Source organism: [Collinsella] massiliensis (genome assembly GCF_002161605.1).
Taxonomy (GTDB): domain Bacteria; phylum Actinomycetota; class Coriobacteriia; order Coriobacteriales; family Coriobacteriaceae; genus Enorma.
In genome coordinates this window covers 1-26,110 of the sequence record NZ_NFIE01000024.1, presented here as the reverse complement: position 1 = coordinate 26,110, position 26,110 = coordinate 1, and the positions used below count along the sequence as shown (strand labels likewise).

Annotated in this window: 20 protein-coding genes and 1 pseudogene; 17 read left to right on the top strand and 4 right to left on the bottom strand. The window is 67.0% G+C overall.

Annotated features, from left to right (window positions below; genetic code table 11):
• The 4 genes and pseudogenes from B5G02_RS09190 to B5G02_RS09175 form a co-directional block, all read left to right on the top strand.
• A pseudogene (locus B5G02_RS09190) lies at window positions 1-224 on the top strand (SIS domain-containing protein); the annotation flags it as partial.
• Between the two features lie 15 nt (window positions 225-239).
• Window positions 240-1,007 (top strand): PTS mannose/fructose/sorbose/N-acetylgalactosamine transporter subunit IIC, encoded by a 768-nt coding sequence (locus B5G02_RS09185; protein WP_019238806.1) that lies wholly within the window; start codon window positions 240-242, stop codon window positions 1,005-1,007.
• Window positions 997-1,836 (top strand): PTS system mannose/fructose/sorbose family transporter subunit IID, encoded by an 840-nt coding sequence (locus B5G02_RS09180; protein ID WP_026088993.1) that lies wholly within the window; start codon window positions 997-999, stop codon window positions 1,834-1,836. Before B5G02_RS09185 ends, B5G02_RS09180 begins: the two co-directional genes overlap by 11 nt.
• A gap of 117 nt (window positions 1,837-1,953) precedes the next feature.
• Window positions 1,954-3,165, top strand: coding sequence for an MFS transporter (locus B5G02_RS09175; protein ID WP_019238804.1), 1,212 nt, complete (start codon window positions 1,954-1,956; stop codon window positions 3,163-3,165).
• A 117-nt stretch (window positions 3,166-3,282) separates the two neighbouring features.
• Here B5G02_RS09175 and B5G02_RS10105 read toward each other — a convergent pair whose 3' ends face one another.
• Together B5G02_RS10105 and B5G02_RS09165 are read right to left on the bottom strand one after the other, a co-directional pair.
• Window positions 3,283-4,515: a hypothetical protein gene (locus B5G02_RS10105; protein WP_026088992.1), complete on the bottom strand. Its 1,233-nt coding sequence runs from the start codon at window positions 4,513-4,515 to the stop codon at window positions 3,283-3,285.
• Window positions 4,516-4,655: 140 nt separating this feature from the next.
• The gene (locus B5G02_RS09165; RefSeq protein ID WP_232385482.1) at window positions 4,656-5,627 is read right to left on the bottom strand and encodes a hypothetical protein; all 972 of its coding nucleotides are present in this window, start codon (window positions 5,625-5,627) and stop codon (window positions 4,656-4,658) included.
• Between the two features lie 187 nt (window positions 5,628-5,814).
• Between B5G02_RS09165 and B5G02_RS09160 the strand changes: the two genes are divergently transcribed.
• The 4 genes from B5G02_RS09160 (at window position 5,815) to B5G02_RS09145 (ending at window position 11,507) form a co-directional block, all read left to right on the top strand.
• Complete coding sequence (locus tag B5G02_RS09160; protein ID WP_094335994.1) at window positions 5,815-7,827, top strand: NAD(+) synthase; 2,013 nt, start codon at window positions 5,815-5,817, stop codon at window positions 7,825-7,827.
• Window positions 7,828-7,982: 155 nt separating this feature from the next.
• Window positions 7,983-9,143 (top strand): pyridoxal phosphate-dependent aminotransferase, encoded by a 1,161-nt coding sequence (locus tag B5G02_RS09155; RefSeq protein ID WP_094335993.1) that lies wholly within the window; start codon window positions 7,983-7,985, stop codon window positions 9,141-9,143.
• Window positions 9,144-9,245: 102 nt separating this feature from the next.
• Entirely contained in the window at window positions 9,246-10,196 is a 951-nt protein-coding gene (locus B5G02_RS09150) for an L-lactate dehydrogenase (protein WP_019238800.1), read from the top strand.
• Window positions 10,197-10,205: 9 nt separating this feature from the next.
• Complete coding sequence (locus B5G02_RS09145; RefSeq protein WP_094335992.1) at window positions 10,206-11,507, top strand: DUF2974 domain-containing protein; 1,302 nt, start codon at window positions 10,206-10,208, stop codon at window positions 11,505-11,507.
• A gap of 307 nt (window positions 11,508-11,814) precedes the next feature.
• Here B5G02_RS09145 and B5G02_RS09140 read toward each other — a convergent pair whose 3' ends face one another.
• Entirely contained in the window at window positions 11,815-12,819 is a 1,005-nt protein-coding gene (locus B5G02_RS09140; protein ID WP_019238798.1) for a nucleoid-associated protein, read from the bottom strand.
• A gap of 196 nt (window positions 12,820-13,015) precedes the next feature.
• Between B5G02_RS09140 and B5G02_RS09135 the strand changes: the two genes are divergently transcribed.
• The 7 genes from B5G02_RS09135 to B5G02_RS09105 all read left to right on the top strand — a co-directional run bounded on the left by B5G02_RS09135 (window position 13,016) and on the right by B5G02_RS09105 (window position 20,299).
• Window positions 13,016-13,447 carry an FxLYD domain-containing protein gene (locus B5G02_RS09135; RefSeq protein WP_094335991.1) on the top strand — a complete coding sequence of 144 codons (432 nt, stop codon included), beginning with the start codon at window positions 13,016-13,018 and terminating at the stop codon, window positions 13,445-13,447.
• A 24-nt stretch (window positions 13,448-13,471) separates the two neighbouring features.
• On the top strand, window positions 13,472-13,891 hold the full coding sequence (locus B5G02_RS09130) for a helix-turn-helix transcriptional regulator (RefSeq protein ID WP_019238796.1): 420 nt from the start codon (window positions 13,472-13,474) through the stop codon (window positions 13,889-13,891).
• A 112-nt stretch (window positions 13,892-14,003) separates the two neighbouring features.
• On the top strand, window positions 14,004-15,377 hold the full coding sequence (locus B5G02_RS09125; RefSeq protein WP_094335990.1) for a serine/threonine protein kinase: 1,374 nt from the start codon (window positions 14,004-14,006) through the stop codon (window positions 15,375-15,377).
• Window positions 15,378-15,471: 94 nt separating this feature from the next.
• On the top strand, window positions 15,472-16,473 hold the full coding sequence (locus tag B5G02_RS09120; protein ID WP_241146217.1) for an acyl-CoA dehydratase activase-related protein: 1,002 nt from the start codon (window positions 15,472-15,474) through the stop codon (window positions 16,471-16,473).
• A complete protein-coding gene (locus tag B5G02_RS09115) occupies window positions 16,466-17,680 on the top strand; it encodes a hypothetical protein (RefSeq protein WP_094335989.1) in 1,215 nt (404 codons plus the stop codon). Before B5G02_RS09120 ends, B5G02_RS09115 begins: the two co-directional genes overlap by 8 nt.
• On the top strand, window positions 17,677-18,648 hold the full coding sequence (locus B5G02_RS09110) for an acyl-CoA dehydratase activase (protein ID WP_094335988.1): 972 nt from the start codon (window positions 17,677-17,679) through the stop codon (window positions 18,646-18,648). Before B5G02_RS09115 ends, B5G02_RS09110 begins: the two co-directional genes overlap by 4 nt.
• Before the next feature lie 136 nt (window positions 18,649-18,784).
• A complete protein-coding gene (locus B5G02_RS09105) occupies window positions 18,785-20,299 on the top strand; it encodes a zinc ribbon domain-containing protein (RefSeq protein ID WP_094335987.1) in 1,515 nt (504 codons plus the stop codon).
• A 213-nt stretch (window positions 20,300-20,512) separates the two neighbouring features.
• On the opposite strand, the gene B5G02_RS09100 is transcribed toward B5G02_RS09105, so the two are convergent.
• The gene (locus B5G02_RS09100) at window positions 20,513-21,637 is read right to left on the bottom strand and encodes a coiled-coil domain-containing protein (protein ID WP_232385481.1); all 1,125 of its coding nucleotides are present in this window, start codon (window positions 21,635-21,637) and stop codon (window positions 20,513-20,515) included.
• A 502-nt stretch (window positions 21,638-22,139) separates the two neighbouring features.
• Between B5G02_RS09100 and B5G02_RS09095 the strand changes: the two genes are divergently transcribed.
• On the top strand, window positions 22,140-25,064 hold the full coding sequence (locus B5G02_RS09095) for an InlB B-repeat-containing protein (RefSeq protein WP_241146216.1): 2,925 nt from the start codon (window positions 22,140-22,142) through the stop codon (window positions 25,062-25,064).
• Entirely contained in the window at window positions 25,064-25,780 is a 717-nt protein-coding gene (locus B5G02_RS09090; protein ID WP_094335985.1) for a DUF4430 domain-containing protein, read from the top strand. The genes B5G02_RS09095 and B5G02_RS09090 overlap by 1 nt, the downstream gene beginning before the upstream one ends.
• Window positions 25,781-26,110 lie beyond the last annotated feature (330 nt).

The window sequence follows — 26,110 nt, the reverse complement described above, 5'->3', positions numbered from 1 at the left end:
TCGAGGCCTTCCTCACCAACTTCGCCGACCGCACCAAGGACGAGGACGTCGTGGTGATCGACACCGCCGAGTACGCCATCCCCGGCCTCGACGACGACTTCCGCGTCATCGTCTCGCCGTGGATCCTGAGCTCGCTGGTAACGGATCGCCTGGCGGCGTATTACGAGACCGTCACCAAGCACAACCTCAAGTACCGCCGCTATTACCACCAGTTCGACTACTGAGCGTAAGGAGTGAGCATGGTATTCAAAGCTGCGATCTGCAGTCTCCTGTATCTGTTCTTCGGCTTCTTCGATTACCAGCTGGGAACGTTGTACGCCTTTCGTCCGATCGTCGTCTGCCCGGTTGTGGGAGCCGCACTCGGTGATTTTCAGACCGGTCTCGCACTCGGCGCGAGCCTTGAGCTGCTGTTCATGGGTTCGGTGTCCATCGGCGCGTATGTTCCGCCGGATTGCACGTCGGCGGCAGTGCTGTGCACCGCCTACGTCGTGCTGCTCGATGTCGATATCGATGTGGCCGTCGGCCTGGCCCTGCCCATCGGCACCATCGTGCTCGCGCTTGAGAATCTCTGCCAGCCCATTTCCAACTGGTTGCTGACGTTCATTCCGAAGTTCGCCCAAAAGGGCGAGAGCGGCAAACTGCTTGGCCTGCACTGGGTCATCGGCACCTGGGCGCAACCGCTGTATTTCATCGTGCACTTCTGCGCGATCTACTTTGGTTCCGACGCGGTTGCGTGGATCGTGGGCGTCGTGCCCGAGTTCGTGCTCAACGGCTTTGCTGCCGGCGCGAATATCCTGCCTGTCATGGGATTCGCCATGCTTGCCCGCATGATCTTGACGAAGCGGCTGCTGCCCTTTTATTTCCTGGGGTTCTTGCTGACCGCCTACATCGGCGTGCCCGTGCTGGGTGTGGCGCTGCTGTCCATCATCATCGGCATTGAGTACACCGGCATCATGAAGCCGAAGGCTGCTGCTCCTGCATTGGAGGGGGACGACGATGACTTCTAAGCTTGAGATGGGGCAAAACCCCTATGCGATCACCAAAAGCGACCTTATCAGGATGTCATTGAACGTCGGCTCGCTCGGTGTCGAGTACTCTTGGACCTATGCAAACCAGATGGGTCTTGCGTTCGGCGTCATGATGGACAAGATCTTGAAGAAGATCTACCACGATGATCCCGAGGGTTATGCCGCCGCACTGGAGCGCCATACCTCGTTCTTCAACATCACCGTCCAGTTCGCCCCATTCGTCGGCGGTATCGCTGCATCCATGGAGGAGAAGATCGCCCGCGGGGAGATTCCCGCCGCTTCCGTCAACGAAGTCAAAGCTGCGCTCATGGGGCCCTTGTCCGGCATCGGTGACTCCATCTTCCTCACCACGCTTCGTGTTCTTGCGGCTGGTATCGGTGTATCGATGGCGCAGATGGGCAACCCGCTTGCCCCGCTCGTGTTCCTGCTCATCTACAACATCCCTGCGTTCGCTTTGCGTATCTGGGGTGTTCAGAAGGGCTATGAGCTGGGTGTGGGTATGCTCGAGGCCGCGCAGCAGAACGGCATCATGGACAAGGTCATGACCATCGCCGGCATCGTGGGCATCATGGTGCTCGGATCTATGACCGTCGATATGTTCTGGGCGGAAATCGCGGTTCAGTTTGGATCGGGCGATGAGGTCACCGCCTTGCAGGATGTGCTCGACAGCATCCTGCCGGGCATGTTCGCGCTCATCTGCATGGGGCTCTATTACTGGCTGCTGGGCAAGAAGGTTTCGCCGACCATTCTGATCTTGGGAACGATGCTCGTGGGCGTCATCGGCGTGTACTTCGGCGTCTTGGCATAGCTTATACAGCGCTTTGCGCGATGGAAGCGCCCGGGCGGTCACATGGTGATCGTCCGGGCGCGCCCATGGATTTGCACCATACGATACGTAAGAGAACATGCAAGTGGAGTTGATATCGTGTCACGCGCGCAGCTCAGCGCATCCGACTGGCGGCTCATCGGTATCGAGTCGCTCCAATGGTGCGCCAACAACGCGGTGTATTTTCTGGGTTTGATAGGAATCGCAACGTATGACTTGGGAGGAGGCGCGCTTCTTGTCGCGGGCATCACACTTGTCCGCAATCTGGCAACATCGATTGGCAATATGGGCGCCGGGGCCGCGATCGACCACTGGGGGCCGCGGCGCGTTACGCTTTTCACGCTCGCCTTCACCATCATCGCGAGCACTATCGTGGGGCTTGTGCCCACGACGGCAGGCGTGCTTCTCGCCGCGGCGGTTTTCTTGGGAATATCGGGCGGCTGCATCAATACCTGCACCCATGCGTTTCCCGGATACCTTGAGCCCGATTCCATGAAGCGGCAACGCTTGAACGGGCTCATGATGTTCTACAGCAATATCGCGTACACGCTCGGGCCGATTGCGGGCGGCCTGCTCGTTGCGGTGTTCCCGACGCGATCGGTCTACCTGTTCATGGCGGCGCTCATGGCGGTGGCGCTTGTGTTGGCTTGGCGCTGCAACGAGGTGCGTCAGCCGGCGCGTGACACGGCGGAGCGGCAGGGGGCGCTTGCACGCATAGGTGCCGGAGCGCGGCTCACCTTCACATCCATAGGGCTCTGCGTGATCTTCTTCTCAGGGTTTTTCGGCAACTTCGCATTCGGTGCCTTCGATTCGCTCGAGTCGCTCTTCTATCGCGATGTACTGCACGTGGACATCGTCTGGCTCGGGCTGCTCTCCTCGGTCGTTGGCGTGACGTCATCGATAGGCTCATACGTGCTCACGCGCGTGCCGGCGGGCTTCGCGAACGTCCGCGCCCTGCTGGCGTCGCTGTTGCTCGTCGGAATCGGGTCGATGGTGTATGTGGGAACCGACATCTTGGCCGTCGCCATTCTCGGGCAGGCGATCAACGGGCTTGCTTGGGGTTTCTTGGAACCGTTGCAGATGAGCCTTGTTCAGGAGCGGGCACCGCTCGAACACCTTGGCAGCGTCATGGGGTTCGTGCGGTTCGGTCTTATGAGCGCGGGTGTGCTGCCTGTGCTCGCAGCGCCTGCCATGGCAGATGCCTTCGGTGTCCAGGCGGTGCTGTTCGGTTCTTCATGCTTCATCGCAGCGGTCGGTCTGCTGTCCCTTGTGTGGTGGATGCGCTTGGAGCGGCGGCGGGGGACGGTATAACGTCGCATTGCTGTTTTGAAACGCTTGGCGATGCCCTCGGGGCGGGTTTCCACGAGTCGGATGACTCGGTGAGACCCGCCCCGAATGGCCTTGCGCGCTGTGTTGCGTTGCTTCTCGCTAGTCGGTTTCGATGGCTTCGATCGCCCAGGGTGCTCCGGGGGTGTCGGGGGAGCGGTGCTTGAGGCGGATGGTCGCCGTGCGGCGCTCGCCGTCGCGGATGTAGCGCAGCGGGAAGGCGATGCGCTTGCGGCCGAGCTCGGCGGTGCCGCGCTCGATGGCGATGAGGAACCACTCGCCGGCGATGCCGAGGGCGTCCGCGCCGAGGGGCAGCAGGGCGGAAAGCTCATGGAGCAGGCTCGTCGGGCACCAGACGTCGGTCGTGAAATCCTGCGGGTAGGTCTCCGGGTCGATGGGCGGCTCGGGTGCGGGCTCGGGAGCCGCGGGCGCGGACTGCGGCGTCGGGGTTGCCGCTGCTACCACGGTGTTTTGCGCGCGCTCGGTGCGCGGGGCGGCGAGGGGAACAGCCGGCGGCTCTGCGCTCGCGGCGTCCGGCTGCGGGCCTGCCGTGACCGGCTGCGCGTCTGCCGCGACCTCTCCGGCGTTGACGCGTTCCGGATTCCCCGCCGTCGCAGGGGTGGACGCAAGGGTCTGGATGCCGGCGTTCGCGTGCTCCGGGTCATAGATGACGGTGAGCGAGATGGACGGCTCGGGCGCGGGCTCGGGCTCTGGCTGAGAGGTCGGTGTGGACGCGGGCTCGGGTTCTGCCGCCGTCACGGGTTCAGGCTCGGCCGTCGCCGCAGGCGCCTCGTCCGCCTCCTGCACGCCATCCTCGGTCTCTTTGGCCTGCATGGTTTCCACGGCAGCGTCCTCTGCCGCCGCTTCGCCTTCGGGTGCCTGCTCGGGCTCGGCAGGGGCATCCGCGCTCTCGGCAACCTCATCGGCGGCCGCCTCGACGACCTCCGCCTCGACCTCGGTCTCGACCACCACGGCGCGCGGCCGCACCGGCTTCAGCGTGCGCTGCCCGCGCTTGCGCTTCCAGGGCTTGCCGGATTTCCCCGTCGCCCCGTCGCCCGCCGCGTCGAGGATCGCGTCCCATTCGGGCTGCGCGACGAGGGTGGCGTAGACGCGCCCGCCCTTGAACACGGTGAGCGTGACGAACTCGTCGAGCTCCTCAAGCAGCTCGCGGACGCCGCCGTACCCGAGCGACGCGGCGTCGAGCCCATCGCTCGCGAGCGCCTCCTCGATTTGCGTCATGAACGCCTGGCGGCCAACCCCGATGGTTGAGCGGAGCAGCCCGTAGAGGTAGATGCGGTTGTTTTGATTCAGCTGCGGTTGTTGCTGCGATGCCATGATGCCCCTTTGCTCGATGTTGTTCGACAAGCATCTTACCATCGCCTCCCAAGGCGTGGCCGTTTGCCGTCGCGAGCGTGCGCTGCGGGGCGGGGAGGGCAGGTGGCGCGCATCGCTATGCGGCCGCGGGCCGGCGCGCCCTACGCGGACGCGGCGTTCGCGCCGTCCGTGGTGTCGCCCCCGCTCGTCGAGCCGTCGCCCGTGCCGGGCGTCGTCGCGGTCGTCTGGTCGCCGCCGTCCGCGGCGTCCTGGTCGCTGTCCGTCGGCGTTTCGGGCGTCGTCGCGGTGCTGCTGTCCTGGTCGTCTTCCGTCGTATCGTCATCTGGCTTCGTCGTGCTCGTGTCGGGCGTCTCGGGCGTCGTCGTGCTGGGCTCCGTCTCGTCCGCAGGGGTCGTCGTCTCGTCCACGCGCTCATCCCGCGCGCTGTCCTGCGACGAGAACAGGGGAGCGGGCTTCGCGCCCAGGCCCTCGCCCGCGGTGGTGGCGAGGATAATCGCGGCGCAGACGCCCACGGCGACGACGGCGGCCGCCACCGAGAACCCGATGACCTTGCGCTGCGTGGCCGCGCGCGCCGCCTTCGCCCGGGCGCGGAGCCGCTCGGGGGCGACGCGGGCGCCCGGGTAGGCGCGCTCCTCGGCGGAGAGCTGGCCGTTCGCGTCGCGCTCGAAGCTCGCGCCCGTCTCCCAGCCGTTTGCGGGGATGTCGCCTCCCTTGGTGTGCGCGCTCTTGATCGCGTCGGCGCTCGCCGTGATGAAGCGGCGGTAGATCTGCGAGGAGACGACCGTCACGACCGAGCTCACCGCCGCGCCGATGACCGAGCCCGCGATGCCGATCTGCGACGCGAGCATCACCGAGGTGGCCGCGGCCGCGGCGCCGGCGATGATTTGCGCGAGCGAGAGGCCGTCGAACAGCCCGGGCTTCTGCGCGCGCTCGTAGGCCAGGGTGTTGCCGATGGACACGTCCCGCTCGCTCGAGGACTGCGCGATGACGCGGGTCTCGTCTGCAGCGTGGGCGCGGGCCATATCCACGCCGCGGGCGCGGGTCTCGTCTGCCGAATAGACACGGGTTTTGTCCGCATCGCGGACGGTGGTGTTGTTCAAATCGGGTGCCATGGTGCCTCCCGGGAATCGCTTCGGTACCGCCCGGCCGAGTCCGCGCGGTGCCCTACATTCTTACCCGACGCGCCCGCGCGCGCACGCCCGCCGAGCGGATACCACAGGGTCTGGATAATCGGTTCGCGGAGCTCCGGGCGACGCGGTATCATGGGGGACACGTGTTCTGAGACGAAGGGGAGCGACGATGGGCGAGCTCGATACGATACCCGTGGCCGGGGGCGCAGACCCCGCTGCGGACGGCTTCTTCCGCATCGCGGCGGCCACGCCGAAGATTCGCGTGGCGGATGTCGAGGGCAACGCGCGCGCCGTGCTCGCATGCGTGCGCGCGGCGGCCGAGGCGGGCGTGGGAGCGCTCGCGCTCCCCGAGCTCTGCCTCACGGGGTACACCTGCGGCGACCTGTTCCAGAACCGCCCGCTCGTCACCGCCTGCGAGCGCGCGCTCGCGTGGCTCCTCGCCGAGACGCGCGACGTGCCCGTGCTCCTCACCGTAGGCCTGCCCGTCGCGGCGGGCGGGGCGCTCTACAACTGCGCCGCCGTGTGCTGCGCGGGCGAGCTCCTCGGCCTCACCGCGAAGTCGTACCTGCCCAATTACGGCGAGTTCTACGAGCAGCGCTGGTTCGAGCCCGCGCCGGTCGAGCCCCGCTGGGTGCCGTTCGCGGGCGAGGACTCGGTGCCGCTCGGAGCGGGTCTCGTCTACCGCTGCGTCGACCCCCTGCTCCAGGACGTCGCCGTGGGTGTGGAGATCTGCGAGGACCTTTGGGTCGCCGCGCCGCCGAGCACCGAGATGGCGCTCGCGGGAGATGCGACCATCATCTTGAACCCCTCCGCGTCCGACGAGGTCGTGGGCAAGGCGGCGTACCGGCGCGACCTCGTGCGCGGTCAGAGCGCGCGCCTGTACTGCGCCTACGCCTACGCGGACGCCGGGGCGGGCGAATCGACCACCGACCTCGTGTTCGCCGGCGAGAACCTCATCGCGGAGAACGGCAGCCTGCTCGCGCGCACGCCGCTCATGAGCTGCGACATGGCCGTGGCGGACGTCGACATCGACCGCCTCGTGGCGGAGCGCCGGCGCTCGAACACCTGGAAGCGCCCGGCGGGCGGGGAGGGTGCCTGCTGCGAGGTGCGCTTCTCCTTCGCCGGCGAGATGGCGCGGGATGCGCCCGACCTCATGCGCAGCGCTCTCGACATCGATCGCGTCTTCCCGCGGACGCCGTTCGTCCCGGCAGACCATGGCGACCTCGCCGAGCGCTGCGAGGAGATCTTCAGCCTGCAGGCGGCCGGCCTCGCCACGCGCCTCGCGCACACCGGCACGCGGCACGCGGTCATCGGCCTCTCCGGCGGCCTCGATTCCACGCTCGCCCTGCTCGTGACCGTGCGCGCGTTCGACTCCATCGGGCTCGACCGCACGGGCATCACGGCGGTCTCGATGCCCGGCTTCGGCACGACCGGGCGCACGAAGGGCAACGCCGCGACGCTCGCCGCCGCGCTCGGCGTCGACTTCCGCGAGATTCCCATCCACGCAGCCGTGGAGCAGCATTTCCGCGACATCGGGCACGACCCCGCGGTGACGGACGTCACCTACGAGAACAGCCAGGCGCGCGAGCGCACGCAGCTGCTCATGGACATCGCCAACCAGGCCGGCGGCTTCGTGATCGGCACGGGCGACCTCTCCGAGCTCGCGCTCGGGTGGGCGACGTACAACGGCGACCACATGAGCATGTACGGGGTGAACGCGAGCGTGCCCAAGACGCTCGTGCGGCACCTCGTGCGCTATGCGGCGGACGCGTTCGGCGGCCAGATCGAGCGCACGCTCCTCGACATCCTCGACACGCCCGTCTCGCCTGAGCTTCTGCCCCCCACGGGCGACGGCCAGATCGCCCAGCGCACGGAGGACCTCGTGGGGCCGTACGAGCTGCACGATTTCTTCCTCTACCACCTGCTGCGCTTCGGGTTCGCGCCGGGGAAGATCTTTCGCATGGCGTGCCGGTCGTTCGCGGGCACCTACGACGTGCACACGATCTGGAGCTGGCTGCGCGTGTTCTACCGGCGGTTCTTCGCCCAGCAGTTCAAGCGCAGCTGCCTGCCGGACGGGCCGAAGGTGGGCTCGGTGACCCTCTCGCCGCGCGGCGACTGGCGCATGCCGAGCGACGCGAGCGCCCGCCTCTGGCTCGCCGAGATCGACTCCCTCGAACCCTGATCATAAAGGGACGGGTTCAAAACGTTACCTTTTGCCATATTCGGGGACAGGCTCTGCGCGCCCCGGCGGCATCGAGGTCGGAACCTGTCCCCAAATGAAGCAAAAGGTAACGTTTTGAACCCGTCCCTTTTTGACGCATTGAAAGGATGATGAACATGCAGTTCTCCCAGCGACTCGACCGCTTCGGTGCCGAGGTCTTCAGCTCGCTCAACGCCAAGCGGCTCCAGCTCGAGGCCGAGGGGCGCACCATCTACAACCTCTCGGTAGGCACGCCGGACTTCGCGCCCTACGCGAATGTGGTCGAGGCGCTCCGCGACGCGGCGGCGGATCCCGCGCAGTGGAAGTACAGCCTGGGCGACCTGCCCGAGCTCAAGCAGGCCGTGTGCGACTACTACGCGCGGCGCTTCGGCGTCGAGGGCATCACGCCCGACATGGTGGCCTCGTGCAACGGCACGCAGGAGGGCGTCGGCCACCTGGGGCTCGCGCTGCTCGACCCCGGCGACATCGTGCTCGTGCCGGATCCGTGCTACCCGGTCTTCGAGGCGGGTGTGAAGATCGCGGACGGCGAGCTAGCGTACTACCCGCTCTCTGCCGAGCACGACTTCCTTCCGTACGTCGCCGGCATCGACCCCGCGGTTGCAGACCGCGCGAAGTACATGATCGTCTCGCTGCCGGCGAACCCCGTGGGCAGCGTCGGCACGCCGGAGCTCTACGAGGAGCTCATCCAGTTCGCGCGCGAGCACGACCTGCTCATCGTGCACGACAACGCGTACTCGGACATCGTCTACGACGGCCCGGCGGGCGGGAGCTTCCTCAGCTACCCCGGCGCGCTCGAGGTGGGCGTGGAGTTCTTCTCGCTCTCGAAGTCGTTCAACGTGACGGGCGCGCGCATCGGCTTCATCGTGGGCCGGCCGGACGTGGTCGCCGCCTTCGCGAAGCTCCGCAGCCAGATCGACTTCGGCATGTTCTTCCCCATCCAGAAGGCCGCGATCGCCGCGCTCACCGGCCCGCGCGACGAGGTCGAGCAGCAGCGCCTGCGCTACCAGGAGCGCCGCGACGCCCTGTGCGACGGCCTCGAGCGCATCGGCTGGGAGCGGCCGAACGCGCACGGCACGATGTTCGTCTGGGCGAAGCTGCCCGGTGGCCGCACGGATTCCATGGCGTTCTGCGAGGAGCTCATGGAGCGTGCGGGCGTCGTGGTGACGCCGGGCGCGAGCTTCGGGCCGTCGGGCGAGGGCTACGTGCGCATGGCGCTCGTGCTGCCGCCCGAGGGGCTGCGCGCCGCCGTCGACGCCATCGAGGCCGCCGGGATTTAGAGCGACGAGATACTGGGTAGGAAACGGGTTGTAGGCCTTGTGCCATGCAGGTGCCGCCGCGCCGCAAGGGTCGCGCGCCGGCGAAGAGATAAGGAGCTGCATATGGTCAACAATCGCAAGGTAGCCGTGGTGGGCTGCGGTTTCGTGGGTTCATCGTCGGCGTTCGCCCTCATGCAGAGCGGGCTGTTCTCCGAGATGGTGCTCATCGACGTCGACCGCGCGCGTGCCGAGGGCGAGGCGCTCGACATCGCGCACGGCACGCCGTTCGCCACCCCCATGAAGATCTACGCGGGCGACTACGCCGACGCCGCGGACGCCGCCATCATCGTCGTGACGGCCGGCGCCGCCCAGAAGCCGGGCGAGACGCGCCTCGACCTCGTGAACAAGAACGTCCGCATCTTCCAGGGCATCATCCCGCAAATCCGCGACAGCGGCTTCGAGGGCATCCTGCTCATCGTGTCCAACCCTGTCGACGTGCTCACCTACGCCGCCATCAAGATGTCCGGCCTGCCCGAGGGCCACGTGATCGGCTCGGGCACCGTGCTCGATTCCGCGCGCCTGCAGGAGGCGCTCGGCGCGCACCTGGGGGTCGACCCGCGCGACGTCGAGGCGTACGTCATCGGCGAGCACGGCGACTCCGAGCTCGCCGTGTGGTCGAGCGCCGACGTGGCGGGCGTGCCGCTCAAGGACTTCTGCGAGATGCGCGGCCACTTCGACCACGAGGAGGCGGAGCGCCGCATCGCCGAGGACGTGAAGAACGCCGCCTACGAGATCATCGACCGCAAGCATGCCACGTACTACGGCATCGCCATGAGCGTGAAGCGCCTGTGCACCGCCATCATGCGCGACGAGAAGTGCATCCTGCCCATCTCTGCCCTCATGGTGGGCGAGTACGGCATCTCCGACGTTGCGATCTCCATGCCCACCATCGTCGGCCGCGACGGCGTCGAGTGCCGCGTGCCCATCTCCCTCGATGAGGAAGAGCTCGCCGAGCTGCACCGCTCCGCCAAGGCGCTGCGCGACGTCATCGACGGTATCGAGGTCGAGCTCTAGGAGGCTGCCATGCCGAGGCTGTCCGACCACCTGCCCGACATCCCCGGCGCGCTGAAGCGGGTGCTCCCGGGGGATGCGGCCGGCAGCGACGCCGCCCCAGCTGCTGCATCCATCGACGAGGTGAACGGGGACGGCACCGCGCCGTCCCCGTCCTCGCTGCAGGCGTCCGGCGCGCACAAGAAGCCCGGGTCGTTCCTCACCTACGCGCAGACGCAGCTCGACGGCTTCGACGCGCGCCCGCTGTGCCTAGTGGACAGCCTCGTGCTGTCGTGGCTCGCGTACTTCCGCCTCACGCCCGCGCTCGAGGCTGCGCGCACCGATGAGGGCATCGCCCTGCACGAGCTTATGCGCGCGGAGGACTTCGACGAGATGTTCGGCACGAGCTTCGATGCCGACGGCAGCCGCGAGCTGCTCTTCGCCGTGTGCGCGAGCCCGCGCTTCCGCAGCGTGCGGCTCACGCGCCTGCGCTTCAAGACGGATGCGGACGTCGAGGAGCAGTTCGCCGCCATGACGTTTTTGCTGCCCACGGGCGAGGCCTACCTCGCGTTCCGCGGGACGGATTCCACGCTCGTGGGGTGGAAGGAAGACTTCAATATGGCCTCGTCCTGCCCGGTGCCGGCGCAGGAGGAGGCGCGCGCGTACGTGGAGCGCGTGGCGTCCAGCGTGGCGGGTCCCCTGTACCTCGGTGGGCATTCGAAGGGCGGGAACCTTGCGGTGTACGCCGCCGCGACCGTCCCGCGCACGGTGCAGGATCGCGTGCTCGCGGCGTTCTCCCACGACGGTCCCGGTTTTCCGCCCGCGTTCCTCGAAGGGGAGGGGTACCGCCGCGTGCGCGGGCGCGTGGCGAAGACGGTGCCGAAATCCTCGGTCATAGGGCTTATCATGGACGACGGCGCCGACGTGCGCGTCGTGGAGAGCTCGGGCGTCTCGATCCTCCAGCACAACCCCTTCCTCTGGGAGGTCGAGGGGCGAGATTTCGTTTACGCGGACGGGCTCACCGCGAGCGCGCGCTACCTCTCGAGCACGATCGAGAGCTGGATGAACCGCTTCGAGCCCGAGGAGCGCCGTCGCTTCATCGACACGCTTTTCGACGTCTTGGGCGCGACCGGCGCCGAGCGCTTCGCCGACATCCGCGACGACTGGCGGACGAGCGTGCCCGCGATGCGCGAAGCCGTCGACGCCCTCGACCCGGAGCAGCGCGAATGCGTGGGCGAGGTGGTTCGCGCCCTCGCGCGCACCGCGACCATCGACAAGGTGGCGGATGCCGCGGGCAACCTGCTCGACGGGCTCGGTTCCAAGGAAGGCGATTAACCGCCCGGGGCCAGGCGCGCGGGGTGTGAACCGCGCGCAATCGTCTCGATCGGCGCTGAATGTGGGCTGCGACAGCTCGCCGCGCGCGGCGAATCGCCCATCGAAGCGTCTTGTGGCCATTATTTCCCGTTTTGTGACACGGATCCTGCGGCAAGGGCGGTGCGATGGCTCCACAGCTGGGATATCCGTGTCGTCTACCAGGGCGGTGGGGAAGTCGCACCGCCGTTTTCCAGGAATGATGTCACAAAATCGGAAAAAATGGCCACCCGCCGGCAGCGCGCAGCCTCCGCGCCCGGCGTACGCCGCGTCAGCGGCTCTCGATGGCGCCGATGTTCTTGAGCTCGATGGAGATGAGGCCGTTCGGCTCGTTCTTGAACGAGATGAACTCGGGATTCCGCCCCATCTCGACGGGGAATGTGATCTCGATGCCCGTGTCGGTGCGGATCTTCTGGTTGCGCACGCTCGGCCGCTCGGCATGCGCGCGCTCGACGGCCACGCGTTCGGGCACGTGCTCCTCCTCGAGCTTCTGGCGCACGCTTGCCTGCAGGGCGGGCTCCTCGGCGAACACCTCGTCGACGATATCCCAGGGCGGCAGCTCCTCGTCGTCCTCCACCTGCTCGACCATGGCCGCCTTCGTCGCGGCGAGCGCGACCGCCGCGTTCGCGCCGTGCTCCTCCGCCGCCTCGGCCACCGCGCGCGTCACGACGTCGATGACCTCCTTGGCCGAGGTGCCCGCGGTGCACTGGAGCAGGCCGTCGACGATGAGTTGCGTCTCAGAGCCCATGATCGTGCGGGGTTTGTCCTGGTAGAGCACCGAAAGGTCGCGTGCGCGCACGAGGGCGTAGGAGCTGATCTTCTGCGTGGGAGCGGGGAGGATGGCGTGGTGGCGCGCGATCTTGGCCACGACGCCGCCGGCCGCGTTGTCCACCTCGTGCATGAAGGCCATGCGGCTCTCCATGATGAGGATGGCGAACCAGCGCTCGTCGGCGTCGTCCTCGAAATCGGCGACGAGGATGTCGGCGGACGAGGGCTTCTCGGCGTGGGTGAGCTGGTCGGTGAGGAACTCCGCGACCTGCTGCGAGAGGTCGACGAACCCGCGCTCGCCGAAGAGGTAGCGCTTGAGCTCGCCCGCGAAGGCGCTGTCCTCGGTGAAGGAGCCGGGGCGGTTGTCGGCGGCGTTGCGCGCGCGTTTGAGGTGCTTCATGACGAACGACCGCACGGCGCGCGTGTCGAGCTCGAGCTCCTGCTCCGAGAAGACCGTGACGGCCGACTGCGCGTCGAGGATGTGCAGGATCGCGTGGTTGATATTCATAGATGCTCCGCTGGATGCGATGGATAGGGCAGGGGGTATTGTCTCACGACCGCCGCCGGATGTCCCAACGCAACCAAACGTCCGCATTAGCTGGCAGCTAATGAAATGAGCGGAATCGCCCGATACAGTGAACGCAAGGATCGGACGCGCGGCGAGCGATCCGGCTGACGTTCCACGTAACGGGAAGGATGACATCATGGCCAAGAACGGGAAAAAGGGCATCGGGAAGATCGTGCTGATCGTGCTCGCGGTGCTCGTGGTGATCGGCGTCGCGGGGACGGCGCTCGGCGGGAACTCCGACTCCGCCGACGCTCCGGACGCCGCGGGGCAGGCAGAGACCCAGCAGGCTGAGGAGCAGGAGCCGTACACCATCACGGACGAGGCGATGGACACCTCGAACCCCTACGCGGTCTTCATCGATGGCACGCTCACGAACAACACCGAGGACGAGGTGAGCTATATTCAGGTCGAATACAACCTGTACGACGCGGACGGTGCGCAGGTGGGGACGGCGCTCGCCAACACGAACAACCTGCAGCCCGGCGGCGTGTGGAAGTTCGAGGCGTACGGCACTGCCTCGCCCGATGAGGTCGCCTCGTACGAGCTCATCGATGTGATGGGATTCTAAGCGCGTATCGAGGGGAGGGGTATCGTGGCCGAGCGACTGACCGAGGAACTGCTCGACGAGCTCATAGCGGCGCCGAGCATCGACGCCTTCTTGGACGGGCGTCCCGCGACCGCTCCGACGCTGCCCGATTACCTCTCCCAGCTGCTTGAGCGCAAGCACCTCAAGCGCTCGCAGGTGGTCCGCATGGCCAACCTCAACGAGACCTTCGGGTACCAGATCTTCAAGGGGCAGCGCAACCCCTCGCGCGACAAGGTGCTGCAGATCGCGTTCGCCATGGCGCTCACCCTGCGCGAGACGAACCGGCTGCTCAAGGCGGCCGGGGCGAACGAGCTCTATTGCAAGGATCGGCGCGACGCGATCATCATCTTCAGCATCGACCACAGCTATTCGCTGCAGAAGGTGAACGAGGAGCTCTATCGCTTCGGCGAGGCCACGCTCGGCTAAGCGCCGGCATGGAGTTGCGCGCGCCGTCCATGTCAAAAAACCCCCTGGGGTTATTTTACGTTCGTCCGTGGTAGGCTCGAAGCATGGCAGTTCGAACGGCGACGGGTGGACGATGGCTTCTCGGGAACACGCAGATGAACAGGACGAGCTCGCGCGCTACCTTGCAGCGCTCGAGCGCGATGCGTGTTACCGCGTGGTGCGGCCCCTGAGCCCGGAGGGGGAGGCGCCCTCCGGCCCTAACGCGCAGCCCGCCGCGACGGAGCTCGTCATGTTCGAGGGGGCGAACGGCGGGGAGCTCGGCCCCTTTGTGCGCAAGCGCCTGGCGCGCGCCGAGGGCGTCGGGGCGGCGTACGAGACCCTCTTCGAGCTGCAGCGCGCGGGCATGCGCTTCGTCCACCTGCCGCGCATCATCGATTGCTACAAGACCGAGGACGCGCTCGTCGTCGTGTCCGAGTACGTCGAGGGGGCGACGCTCGCCGCGCTCGTCAGCGCCGACGGCGGCGGCACCGCATTCGCCCGCGCGCTCTTCCCGGAGGTCTGCGACGCGGTATCCGAGCTGCACGGCCTCATCGACCCGCCGCTCATCCACCGCGACGTGAAGCCCGCGAACATCATCATCTCGAACCGGTCGGACGGCGTCTCGGCGACGCTCATCGACTTCGGCATCGCGCGCCGCTACCGCGCAGGCGAGGGCGCGGACACCGTCCGCTTCGGCACGCGCGCCTACGCCCCGCCCGAGCAGTTCGGCTTCGGGCAGACGAGCGTGCGCAGCGATGTCTACGCGCTCGGCATGGTGCTGCTCTTCTGCCTGACGGGGACAGAGCCCGAGGGGCTGCCCGCGGCGGACGCGCTGGCCGCGCGCGGCGTTGCGCCGGTGCTGGCGGAGGTCGTGCTGAAGGCGGCTGCCTTCGACCCCGCCGCGCGCTACGCGAGCGCCGATGCCCTCAAGCAGGCGTTCCTTGCGGCGACGGATGCATCTCGGGATGCGGAATCCGCGCCGCGCGCCCAGGCGACGCCCGCTGTGACCTCCGCCGCCCCCGCACCTGTCGCCGCCCCGTCGCGCGCAGCAACCCCGGCGCCCACCGCCCCTGGCGCCACCGTCGACCTGCCGCCCGCGCCTGTCCCTCGCGAGACGCCCGCGCCGGCGCTGCCGCGCCGCCCGCGCGCTCCCTGGCGCACCTGGCTGCGAAACGGCGCGCTCGTGCTCGTTGCCATCGCCTTCTTCTGGCAGGCCTGCATCTCGACGGTCGAGCCCGATGGATCGCTCGCCCAAGAGCCGTTCTGGTACAACTTCTGCATCATCTGGCTCGTAACGTACCCGATCATCTTGGGCGCGCTCTACCTCATGCTCGACCGCCGGCCGTTCGAGCGCTTCGCTCCCGCGCTCGCGCGAAGAACCCGCAGGCAGGACGCGAAAGCCATCGCGATCTACCTGGGAATCGCGGTGCTCGCGATCGTCGTCGCGAGTATCGTCCTTCCCGTGTGATAGCGCCCGCTCGCAAGCACGGCGTTTGCGTACCCACGGTTGACCCCGCCGCGCGCGTGCGTAAAATACTCCACTATCGACGATTGGGGTGTCTATGTCATTAGAATTCGGCCAGCGGGCCGATCTTGTCGATGTGCGGCGCGTCGGGATCCCGCGCGCCCTCTTGTACTACCGCTACGGTATCGCCTGGCGCACGTTCTTCGAGCAGCTCGGGCGCGATGTCGTGCTCGACGAGCCGTCCGACCGCGGCACGCTCGAGGTGGGCGACCGGCTCTCCGTCGACGAGTGCTGCCTGGCCTCCAAGCTCTTCCTGGGGCACGTGAGCGCGCTCATCGACGCCGGCGTGGACGCGGTCTTCGTGCCGAGCCTCATGGGCTACGGCCGCTTCGATACGTTCTGCACGAAGTTCCAGGCGCTGCCCGACCTCGCGGCGAACGCGTTCGCGGTGGCGGGGAAGCCCGTGCGCATCATCTCGCTGCGCATCGACGAGCTGCGCGGCGAGACGGAGGAGGCCGCCTTCAAGGGCCTCGCCGCTCGCTTCGGCGCGAGCCGCAAGGAGGCCGCGCGTGCCTACAAGGCCGCCCGCACGGCGCAGCGCTCCTACGACGAGGCCATGGCGCGCGAGCAGGAGAAGCTCGTGAAGAGTCTGGGCAAGCTGCCCGCCGCGGAGCGCCCGCTCACCATCCTCGTCGCGGCGCACCCATACGTGAGCCACGACCCCTTCGTGGGCGGCGTGGTGGAGGACGCCCTGCGCGACCTGGGCGCGTGCGTGCTCTTCGCGGACGAGACGGATCGCGCCCGCGCGCTCAAGCGCAGCTATGAGTTCTCGCACTCCATCCCGTGGATGGTGAACCGCGAGCTCATCGGCTCGATCCTCATGCTGCACGAGCACATCGACGGCATCGTGCTCATGAGCGCCTATCCGTGCGGCCCGGACTCCATGGCCGACGACGCTATCGAGCGCTGCATCAAGGGCAAGCCCATCCTCACGCTCACCGTGGACGCCCAGGCGGGCACCGCCGGCGTCGAGACGCGCGTGGAGAGCTTCGTCGACATCCTTTCCTACCAGAAGAAGGGCGGGTACCTCAATGCGTAAGATCGCCTCGCAACCCGAGCAGAGCGCCGGCGAGCCCTGCGCCCGCGAGCCCCGCGAGGAGCGCGGCCGCATCACGCTCAAGCCCGGCGAGCCCCGGCCGCTGTTCTTCACCGGCAAGCACCGCAAGCGCGACCGCCACTCGCGCCACCGCGTCGCGTTCTTCCATTTCCGCTCCTACGGGCCGGCGTTCCGCTACTTCGCCGAGCAGGTGCTCGACGCGGACTACGTGCCCACGCCCACGCCCACGCGCGCCACGATCGAGCGCGGCGCCGAGATGAGCGCGGACTACGTGTGCACGCCGTTCAAGCACATCATGGGCGACTACGTGGCGGCGCTCGACGCGGGCGCGGACGTGCTCGTGCAGGTCACGGGCTTCTGCCGCCTCAACTACTACGGCGAGCTCGCCGAGATGATCTTGCGCGACGCGGGGTACGGGGATTTCCGCATGCTGAACTTCTCGGACGTCGCGACGGGCAAGGTCCGCGACTACGTGGCGTACTGCAAGAAGGTCGTGAACCCGGACCTTTCCATCGCGCACGGCGTGAAGAGCCTCTACGGCGCCTACCGCATGGTCGAGCACATCGACGCGGTGCGCGACCGCTACCTCGCCAACGCCGCCTTCGAGGTCGAGCCCGGGTCGTTCGACCGCGTGCGCCGCAGCTTCCTCTCGGACATGGACGCCGCGCAGACGAACGCGGACATCGAGGCGGGGTTTCGCCGGGCGATGGACGCCTTCGACGCGCTGCCCCTGGACAAGCCGGAGCACCCGGTGCGCGTGGGCATCGTGGGCGAGTACTACACCGCGCAGGACCCCACGAGCAACCTCGACGTGGAGCGCAAGCTGCTCGACCTGGGCGTGGAGGTGTCGAACTGCATGTCCATCAGCCGCTTCAACCTGCACTACAACGCCGAGGCCTCCCGCGCGGCCATCGCCGAGTACAGCTCCTACGACATGGGGCCCACCTCGACCTTCAACATCGCGTGGGCGAAGCGCTACGCGGAGGAGGGCTACGACGGCATCATCCACATCAAGTCGGCCGGCTGCACGCCCGAGATCGACGTCATGCCCGTGCTGCAGCGCCTCTCCCGCGACTACCGCGTGCCGGTGCTCTTCCTCACCTTCGACACCCAGACCTCGGACGCCGGCCTCGACACGCGCCTCGAGGCGTTCTACGACATGATCGCGATGAGAAAGGTTCGCTCATGAAGGCATATCTCGGCATCGATACCGGTTCCATCTCCACGAAGGGCGTGGTGATCGACGAGGACAAGAAGATCATCGCCCGCAGCTACCTGTGGACCGAGGGCGACCCGGCGGGCGCGTGCCGCCGCGTGGTGGACGACCTGCGCGGCCAGATCGACCTGGACGAGGTGCAGGTGATGTCCATCGGCACCACGGGCTCGGCGCGCCGCCTCGTGGGCGCGATGCTCGAGGCGCAGGTGGTGAAGAACGAGATCACGGCGCACGCGGTGGGCACGACCTTCCTGCACCCGGACGTGCGCACCATCCTGGAGATCGGCGGCCAGGACTCCAAGATCATCTGCATCGAGAACGGCATCGCCGTGGACTACGCCATGAACACGCTCTGCGCGGCGGGCACGGGGTCGTTCCTCTCGAGCCAGGCGCACCGCCTGGGCGTGGAGGTCGAGGAGTTCGGCGAGATCGCGCTCACGAGCGAGAAGCCGGCGAACATCGCCGCGCGCTGCACGGTCTTCGCCGAGAGCGACCTCGTGCACAAGCTGCAGGTGGGCTACGAGAAGAAGGACGTCATCGCGGGGCTGTGCCGCGCGGTGGCGACGAACTACCTGAACAACGTGGGCAAAGGCAAGAAGATCGAGGCGCCCGTGGTGTTCCAGGGCGGCGTGTCGAAGAACGTGGGCGTGGTGCGCGCGTTCGAGGACGCCCTCGGCATGCCGGTGCTCGTCGACCCCGACGGCCACCTCATGGGCTGCTTCGGCGCGGCGCTCCTCGCGGCCGATGCCCCGGTGCTGCGCTCCGAGCCGTTCCGCTTCGATATCGACGACTTCGAGTTCCGCACGCGCGAGGTGGTGTGCGGGCACTGCGCGAACCACTGCGAGATCGTGTGCGTGTATCGCGACGCCGACCTCATCGACTCGTGGGGGAACCGCTGCGATCGCGGCGCGATCCGCCCGAAGTCCCGCGCCCGCGTCTGATTGATAAAATGGTGTCAGACACCTTTTTATCAGTTTCGGGGCGGTAACCCTGTGGCGTGCGTGACCGCGCCCCACCCGCGCTTGCTACAATGGACGAAAGAGTTCCGCGCATGCGCCCTCGGGTGGGGAGGTCATCATGTTCTGTCCGAAATGCGGTAAGAAGAACGTTGACGGTGCGAAGTTCTGCTCCTTCTGCGGGGCGGAGCTGCCGGCGGTGGTCGTGCAGGAGCCGGCCCCGGCGGAGGATGCGGCGAAGGAGAGCGCGCCCGCGGCTGACACGCAGACCGAAGCCTCCGCGCCGGTTGAAGACCTGCTCGCGGACACCGGAGCCGCGAGCACCGGCGCCGCAGACACCAGCGCAGCGCCCGCGGCAACCGAAGAGCCCATCGCGGATTCGGGCACGGGAAGCGGCTCGACCGCGTCCTCGGCCGTCACGGGCACGCGCGTGGTCGCCCCGGGCGACGTGCATGCCCCGCGCAAGCACAGCAAGCTGCCCGTTGCGCTCGCGGGCATCGCGGTCGTCGCGGTGGCCGTCATCGCTCTCGCGGTCTTCGTCCTGCCGGGCGTGTTCGGCTCCTTCTTCGGCGGCGACAGCAACGAAGTCGACGAGCAGGCGAATGCTGCGAGCCTGAGCTACGGCCTCGCTTCGAGCGCGGACGGCTGGGATTACTTCTACTGCGTGACGCGCCAGGCGATCGTGCGCGCGAAGCCGGGCTCCGAGCTCGAGGACGTGCTCGTCGTGCCCGACGACCCCACGCTCACGTACGAGGCGCCGAAGTTCTATGTGACGCGCATCGCCGCCAGCGGTAACCTCGTCTACTACGTCGCGCAGAGCTTCAACAACACGAGCTCGTATACACAGCTCCGCTGCGTGACCGGTGATGGCCAGGGCGATCATTTGGTGCTCGACCTGACCAACCAGAGCGGTGACGACGATGCCTACACCATGGTGCGCGGGCTCTACGCCTATGACGACCGCGCGTACCTCGTGCTGAGCGAGGGCTCCTACGACGCCGACATCTCCACCATGCGCGTCGTGAGCATCGATGCCAACGGCGAGGAGGAGCCGCGCACGGAGTGCACGCTCGATGATAATTACGCGAGCGTCATCGTGACGCCGGAGAAGATCTACTACGTGCAGAACACCTACAACTCCAGCGCGCAGAACTATTCGTCGATCTATGTGGCGAACCTGGACGGCAGCGACACCTCGCGCGTATTCATGGGCGAGGGCGAGTCGGTCACCGACCTTGCGCTCGCGAACGGCAAGATCGTGGGCTGCTTCTACAACACGGTGGCGGGCGCGCAGAACATCAGGGTCATCGATCCCGAGACCGGTGAGGACGAGACGCTGTACGCGGGCCGGACCGATGAGTGGATCAGGATGCTCGCGGTGTCCGACGACACGGTCTACCTCGAGAACGGCACCGTCGAACAGTATGACATCACGAGCTGGGACCTCATGACCGTGCCGCTTTCGGGCGGTGACGCGACCACGCTCGCGACCGATATCGACTACTACAACCCGACGGCTGCCGTGGTGAACGGGCACCTGCTCGTGCTCGAGAACGGCCAGGACATCTCGAGCAGCGGCGCGCGTGCGCAGGCGCGCGACCTCGAGAGCGGCGATGTCATCGAGGAGTACCTCTAGAGCGTCCCGCGCGGGCGGTCGCTTGCAGAGACCGCCGGCTGCATAGGCGCATGAACGGCGTATGACACTACCCAGTGCCCCGTCGGTTGCGGTGGGGCACCGGGTCGCGTGGGTTTCGGCGCATATGAAAAACCCCGCGCGGGGCGGGGCTTTTGATATCAGTATGGTGCTGGGGGCTGAGTCAATCGAACCCGTCCCCAATGACTCGCGAGGCTACATGCGGTTCATCTCGTTGCCGACCTTGTTGTACCAGTCCTGCCAGGTGGGCGGGCAGTAGCGCTGGGCGGCGGCGGGCGTGAGGGTCGTGCCGTACATGTCGCGCAGGTAGCTCACGTGCTCGTAGATGCCCTCTTCCCAGCTGCCGAAGCTCACGAACCCGCCGCCCACGGCCGTCCAGCCCCAGGCATTGCAGGTGTTCGCGCAGTAGAGGCCCTTGGTGCTCTCGATGCAGGCGATCGCGGGCGACCAGCGCGGGTCGACGCCGTAGGTCCACGCGGCATCGGCGAACGCGCGGCCGTAGCCGGCGAGCGGGGAGCCCGCGAGGTACGCGTCGATGCGGCCAGTCCACTCGTTGACGAAGTCGTCACGCGACATGTTCCAGTTCACGGCACCGGAGTTCACGACGGTCGAGGCGGTCTGGCCGCCCTGGTCGGCGGAGCTGTAGGGGTTGTCGCCGCTCACGCCGGAACCCTCGCCGGCGGACGTGTCGTTCGCGGCGGCGGCAAGCTCGGCGGCGGCTTCGGCCTCGGCCTGCGCCTGCGCGGCGGAGCGGAGCGCCTGCGCCTCGGCGAGTGCATCGGCGGCAGCCTGCTTCTCCTCCTCGAGCTGCTGCTTCTGGGCATCGAGCTCGGTCTTGCGCTGTTCGAGCTCGGCCTGCATCTCGTTCAGCGACTCGATGGCCTCGGTGTTGGAGCTCTGGATCTGGTCCATGTAGGCGCAGGTGGTGATGAAGTCGCTCATGCTCTCGGAGCCCACCATGATGTTCACGAGCGGGTTGGAGCCCTGGCGATACTTGTACATGTCGCGCATCGCGGCGCTGGCAGCGGCCTGCTGCTCGGGAATCTCCTGCTCGAGACGCTCGATCTCGGCGGTGTTCTCGTCGATCTGCTTCTGCAGGTCCTCGAGCTTAGAAGCGGCCTCGTCATAGGCGGCGGCGGAGTCCTCGACCTGGGAGGTGGCCGCCTCGAGCTCTGCCTGGGTCTCGGCCGAGACCGCGTAGGCGGAGACGGGGGAGAGCGCAGGGGTCGCGGCGAAGGCCACGGCGAGCGCCGCGCACGTGAGGGCACGGGCGGGCCGGCGGGCGATCACGCGAACGATAGAGCGGTGTGTGTCACGCATAGATGTCCTCGACAATCTGGTTGCCTGAAACGCGAGAACGATTATAGTATGGTCGAAGTAATTAATAACCCCCTGATTAAAGTTTAAGGCTCAAGTTGAAGGTTTAGGATAGGGCGCGACCTGCGCGTTCAATGAATCGTTAAGAAACGATGGAGTTTAAACTTCACCTTTAAGGTTAAGGCTTGAGGGTTTCGCGAGGCACCCGTGTACAGCCTGTCGCGTGGCGGCGGACGCGCAGCTCGCGGTGGTCGGCTGTGATAGCATAGGCCTCACGCAATCATTGGCCTCGATGTTGGTGCGGAGACGCACGGGCGGCCTCGGCCGTCCAGGGGAACGGGGTGCGAAGCCTCGGCTATACCAGTAACCGTGATTCGCGTGCCGCGGGAAGCGCGCCGTAGATCGGGCGGCGACGCGTCGGCACAGCAGCGATAAGCCGGATCGCCTCACATCGTATGCACCGCGAACGGAGCAGGTGCCAGGCCCTGGGGGAAAGGAATCCGGCATGGCTGGATGCACGCGGCGCGCAATGCGCCGCAATCCGAATGGAACAGATGTATTGGTGAACGAGGCGGGGGCGCGGGGCGGCGTGTTCGCTGGTGGCGCGCGCGGCTCCCATGTGGCCGGTCTCGCGCGCCGCGCGCTCGCGGCATCGCTCAGCGCGCTGCTCGCGTTCAGCCTGGTGCCCGCGCAAGCCTGGGCAGGGGAGGCCGCCGCGGCGAGCGGGGCGGCGGCCGTCGAGGAGGAAGCGAACGACGAGCAAGTCGAATTGAGCGAGCCATCCATCGAGGGCGACCAAGTATCCTCTGAGCCTGAGACGGAGGAAGTGTCCGACGCTTCGGCATCTATGGTAAGTGAGGACGGCAGCCAGGATAGCGGAGCCGGACAAGTCGGTTCCCCGTCGTCTCCGCAAGCATCGTCCGATCAAGTCGATGTGGCCGCGGACGAGATCGAGGTCACCGCAACCATCATCGGAGCCGATGCCGCCGGGAACACGCAGGTGTGGGTTCCTGAAGCTTCCTATACGGTCGAAGAGGGCTCTACGGCAGCCGATCTTATCGAGCGGATACTCGATGAGGAAGGTCTCGCCCACGAAGCGACGGGCCAGGGTACAAGCGACTACTATCTTTCGACCATCACCTCGCCGGACGGAAGCGTGCTTGGCTGGGATGCGGAGACGGGGAGGTATTGGCAGCTGTTCCAGAACGGCACGGCTGCGGAGACGGGCGCAGGTAGTATCGAGCTTGAGCCCGGCGATTCCATTGCGCTCTATTACTCTGCATATGGCGACGAACTGCCCGCAGAGGATCCTGGCCAGGGCAGCGTTGCCATCAACGTGATCGGTCGTGATGCCGCGGGCGATCCGCAGGATTGGGGAACGGTCGATATCCCGATCAACGATTCCTCCGCTACGCTCGATGTCATCAATGCCGCTCTTGATGAGCTCGGGCTCGCGCACGAATTCGAGGCTGCCCCAGATGACGATTCCATGCATCGAATCTTTAGCATCACTGCACCCGGCGGAGAGCCGCTCGTCTCCGGCGCCGTTGACGATAACACCTGGCTCGTAGACGGCGACGCATGGTACTTCGCGGTCGACGGTGAGGGGGCGGATGTATGGATTGAGTATCTATCTCTGAACCCGGGAAGCACGCTTACCATGTATTACGGCGCCTTCAACAAGGTTCCGGAAATCGATGATGGCGAAGACACCGAGCTCACCCCCGATGCGCCGCGTCCCGACTACGACTCCTCTTGGCCCTTCGCATCCGGCACCGCATCGGGCGCGGTGACGATCGCCCCGACACCGACCGAGGCTGCGGGTCTCGATTGGACGTACGATTTCGGCGCCAACGAGGGCGAACCTGCCCCCATCATCGTTAACGGCGACGTGTACCTCGTGGTGGGCAGTACGCTTCGCAAGGTCGATGGCGCAACGGGAGCGTTGCTTGTATCGGTCGAGGTGGGTGCTCCCATCGCGTATTTCTGCCGTCCCGTCTACGCGGATGGCCTCATCATCGTGCCCGCCGATGACGGTACGCTCACGGCGTTCACGGCGGATACGCTGACGGCGGTCTGGAAGTCGCAGCGGCTCTTCGATGACTCGTCCTACCAAGCTACGTCGACGCTTACGGTATCCAATGGCTATGTGTATGCGGCGTTCGGAGTGCCCGGCTCGAACGATAATCCCAGCACCGCGGGTGCGCTGGTGTGCGTTTCCGTGGCGGACGGATCCGTCAAGTGGGAGCGCTCCGCGCAGAGCGCCGATACGGGAACACTCGAGGGGTACTACTGGGCAGGTGCCGTGGCATCGGGTGATGACATCGTGATCGGCGACGATGCCGGGCGCGTGTCGCTTATCGATGGCGAGACGGGGGGTGTTCTCTCCCAAGTCTCCATCGGTGCTTCATGCCGTGCGGGAATCGTCGTCTCCGAGTCCGATCCGAATGCGTTTTTCGCGGTCGCGCGCGATGGCTCGCTGCATAAGGTCGTTCGCTCGGGCGATGTGCTCGCGCTCGCGGGTTCGGTTTCATTCGCCGCGGCCTCCACGTCCACGCCCGCGGTCGCGGGTGGCAAGGTGTTCGTCTGCGGCGTAGATGCCCAGGGCTACGGCACGTTGTCCGTAATCGATGGGGATTCGCTCGCGGTCGATCGCACGGTGCGCGGCGGGAAGGGCGCGGCGCAGAGCTCGCCGTTGGTCTCGACGCAGGCGGACGGCACCTACGTCTACTTCACCTGCAACGCCCTGCCGGGCGGCGTGTACGTCTATCGCGTGGGCGATGCGGCGGCGCGCGAGCTCTACGTGCCCGATGCAGATGAGCAGCAGTACTGCATCGCTTCGGTCATCTGCGACCCCGAGGGCGCGCTTTACTACTTCAATGACTCCGGCGTGCTGTTCAAGCTTTCCGGCCGTGCCCAGGTTAGCGTATCGTTCGATACCCATGGCGGCAGCGAGGTTGCTCCCGTCTATGTGCCGGTCGGAGGGCTTGTGCAGCAGCCTGAGAAGCCGACAAGGCCTGGGTACGTGTTTACCGGATGGTTCACCGATTCCGCCTGTACGCATGCCTGGGATTTCTCCACGCCGGTATCGGAGAGCATGACGCTCCATGCTGGCTGGCGAAAGGTCTCGTCAGCGGGCGGCACGCCCGCTGGCACCCCCGGTGCCAGCCTGATGACCCCGGTGGGCACGGTCGCTCCCGCCGCGACGCCGCTCGGCGCCAGCGAAGAGGCTGCCGCTGACGCCGCTGGGGCGGAGGCCGTCGCGACCTCGGCCGACGAGGCGGGCGGAGCGGTTGCGACGCGCATGCTCGCGGCCCCCGCGGAGTCCCGGATGAACCTCTGGGCAATCGCCGGCGTGGGCGCGGGCATCGTGGGAATCGCCGCGATCGGGCTCTTTCTTGGCCTCGGCAAGCGTCAGGGAGGTCGCTGATGAACGGGGGACGTCGCCGCGCCATCATCGCCGGCGTGGGCATTGCGGTATGCCTTGTGATCGTGGTCGCGTGTTTGGGCTTCGTGCGGCCCGGCGCGGACGGCGGCTGGTCGGTCGCCTGGCTCTTCCAGACCACGGAGGAGTCCGTCCAGGCTGCCGGGTCTTCGTCCGCCGCCACCACGGCTGAGGAGCTCGCGACGGACGCGGGTACAGCCGATGCCTCCGAGGCGGATGGCGCTGCCGCTCAGCAGACGGACGGTGCATCCGCGCAGGATACGTCCTCTGCGAGCTCACAGCAGGGCAATTCATCCAACCAGGACGCTACTTCCGGCGGGAACTCCTCCAGCTCCCAGGGCGGCGCGAGCGCATCGAACCCGGGAGCCGCAGGCGGCGCGGAGAGCTCGCAGACGGTGACCATTTCCGTGAGCATCGACTCGTCCCAGGTGGGAAGCCCCGTCTCGGCGAGCGGCACGTACACGTTCGAACGCGGCGCGACCGCCTATGATGCCCTGTGCGCGCTTGGGGTCTCCGTGAACGCGAGCACGTCGCAGTTTGGCGTCTACGTCATGTCCATCGGCGGCCTCGCCGAGAAGGAGCACGGCGCCACGAGCGGCTGGATCTACCAGGTGAACGGCGCGCAGCCGGCGACGAGCGCGAGCAACTACGTGCTCTCGGACGGCGATGTGGTGCGCTGGGTGTACTCGGTCTCGGAATAGGGCGCATCGCGGCGCGCTCGGAGGCCCATCCGGGCGCGCCGCGCCGCCTAACGCTCCTTCTGCGCACCCTTCCAAAACCCAAATTGAGCGAAACGAGCGTTTTATACGGGGGTGCTCAAGTAGCCGCAAATCTGGCAACCGCGCTACCTGCGGGTTTGCTGGCGCGTAGCCCCGTGCTACTCCGAGGGGCGCCTATAAACCGTTCGTTTCGGAAGCGCGGCGGAATCCTGGACCGCCGGATGGGAGGGGCGATGTACCCGAGGGAGGACAGGGGGAGGATCCTCGCGGACCTCGAGGAGAGCGGGATGCTGCCGGGGGCGTTCGCGAGGT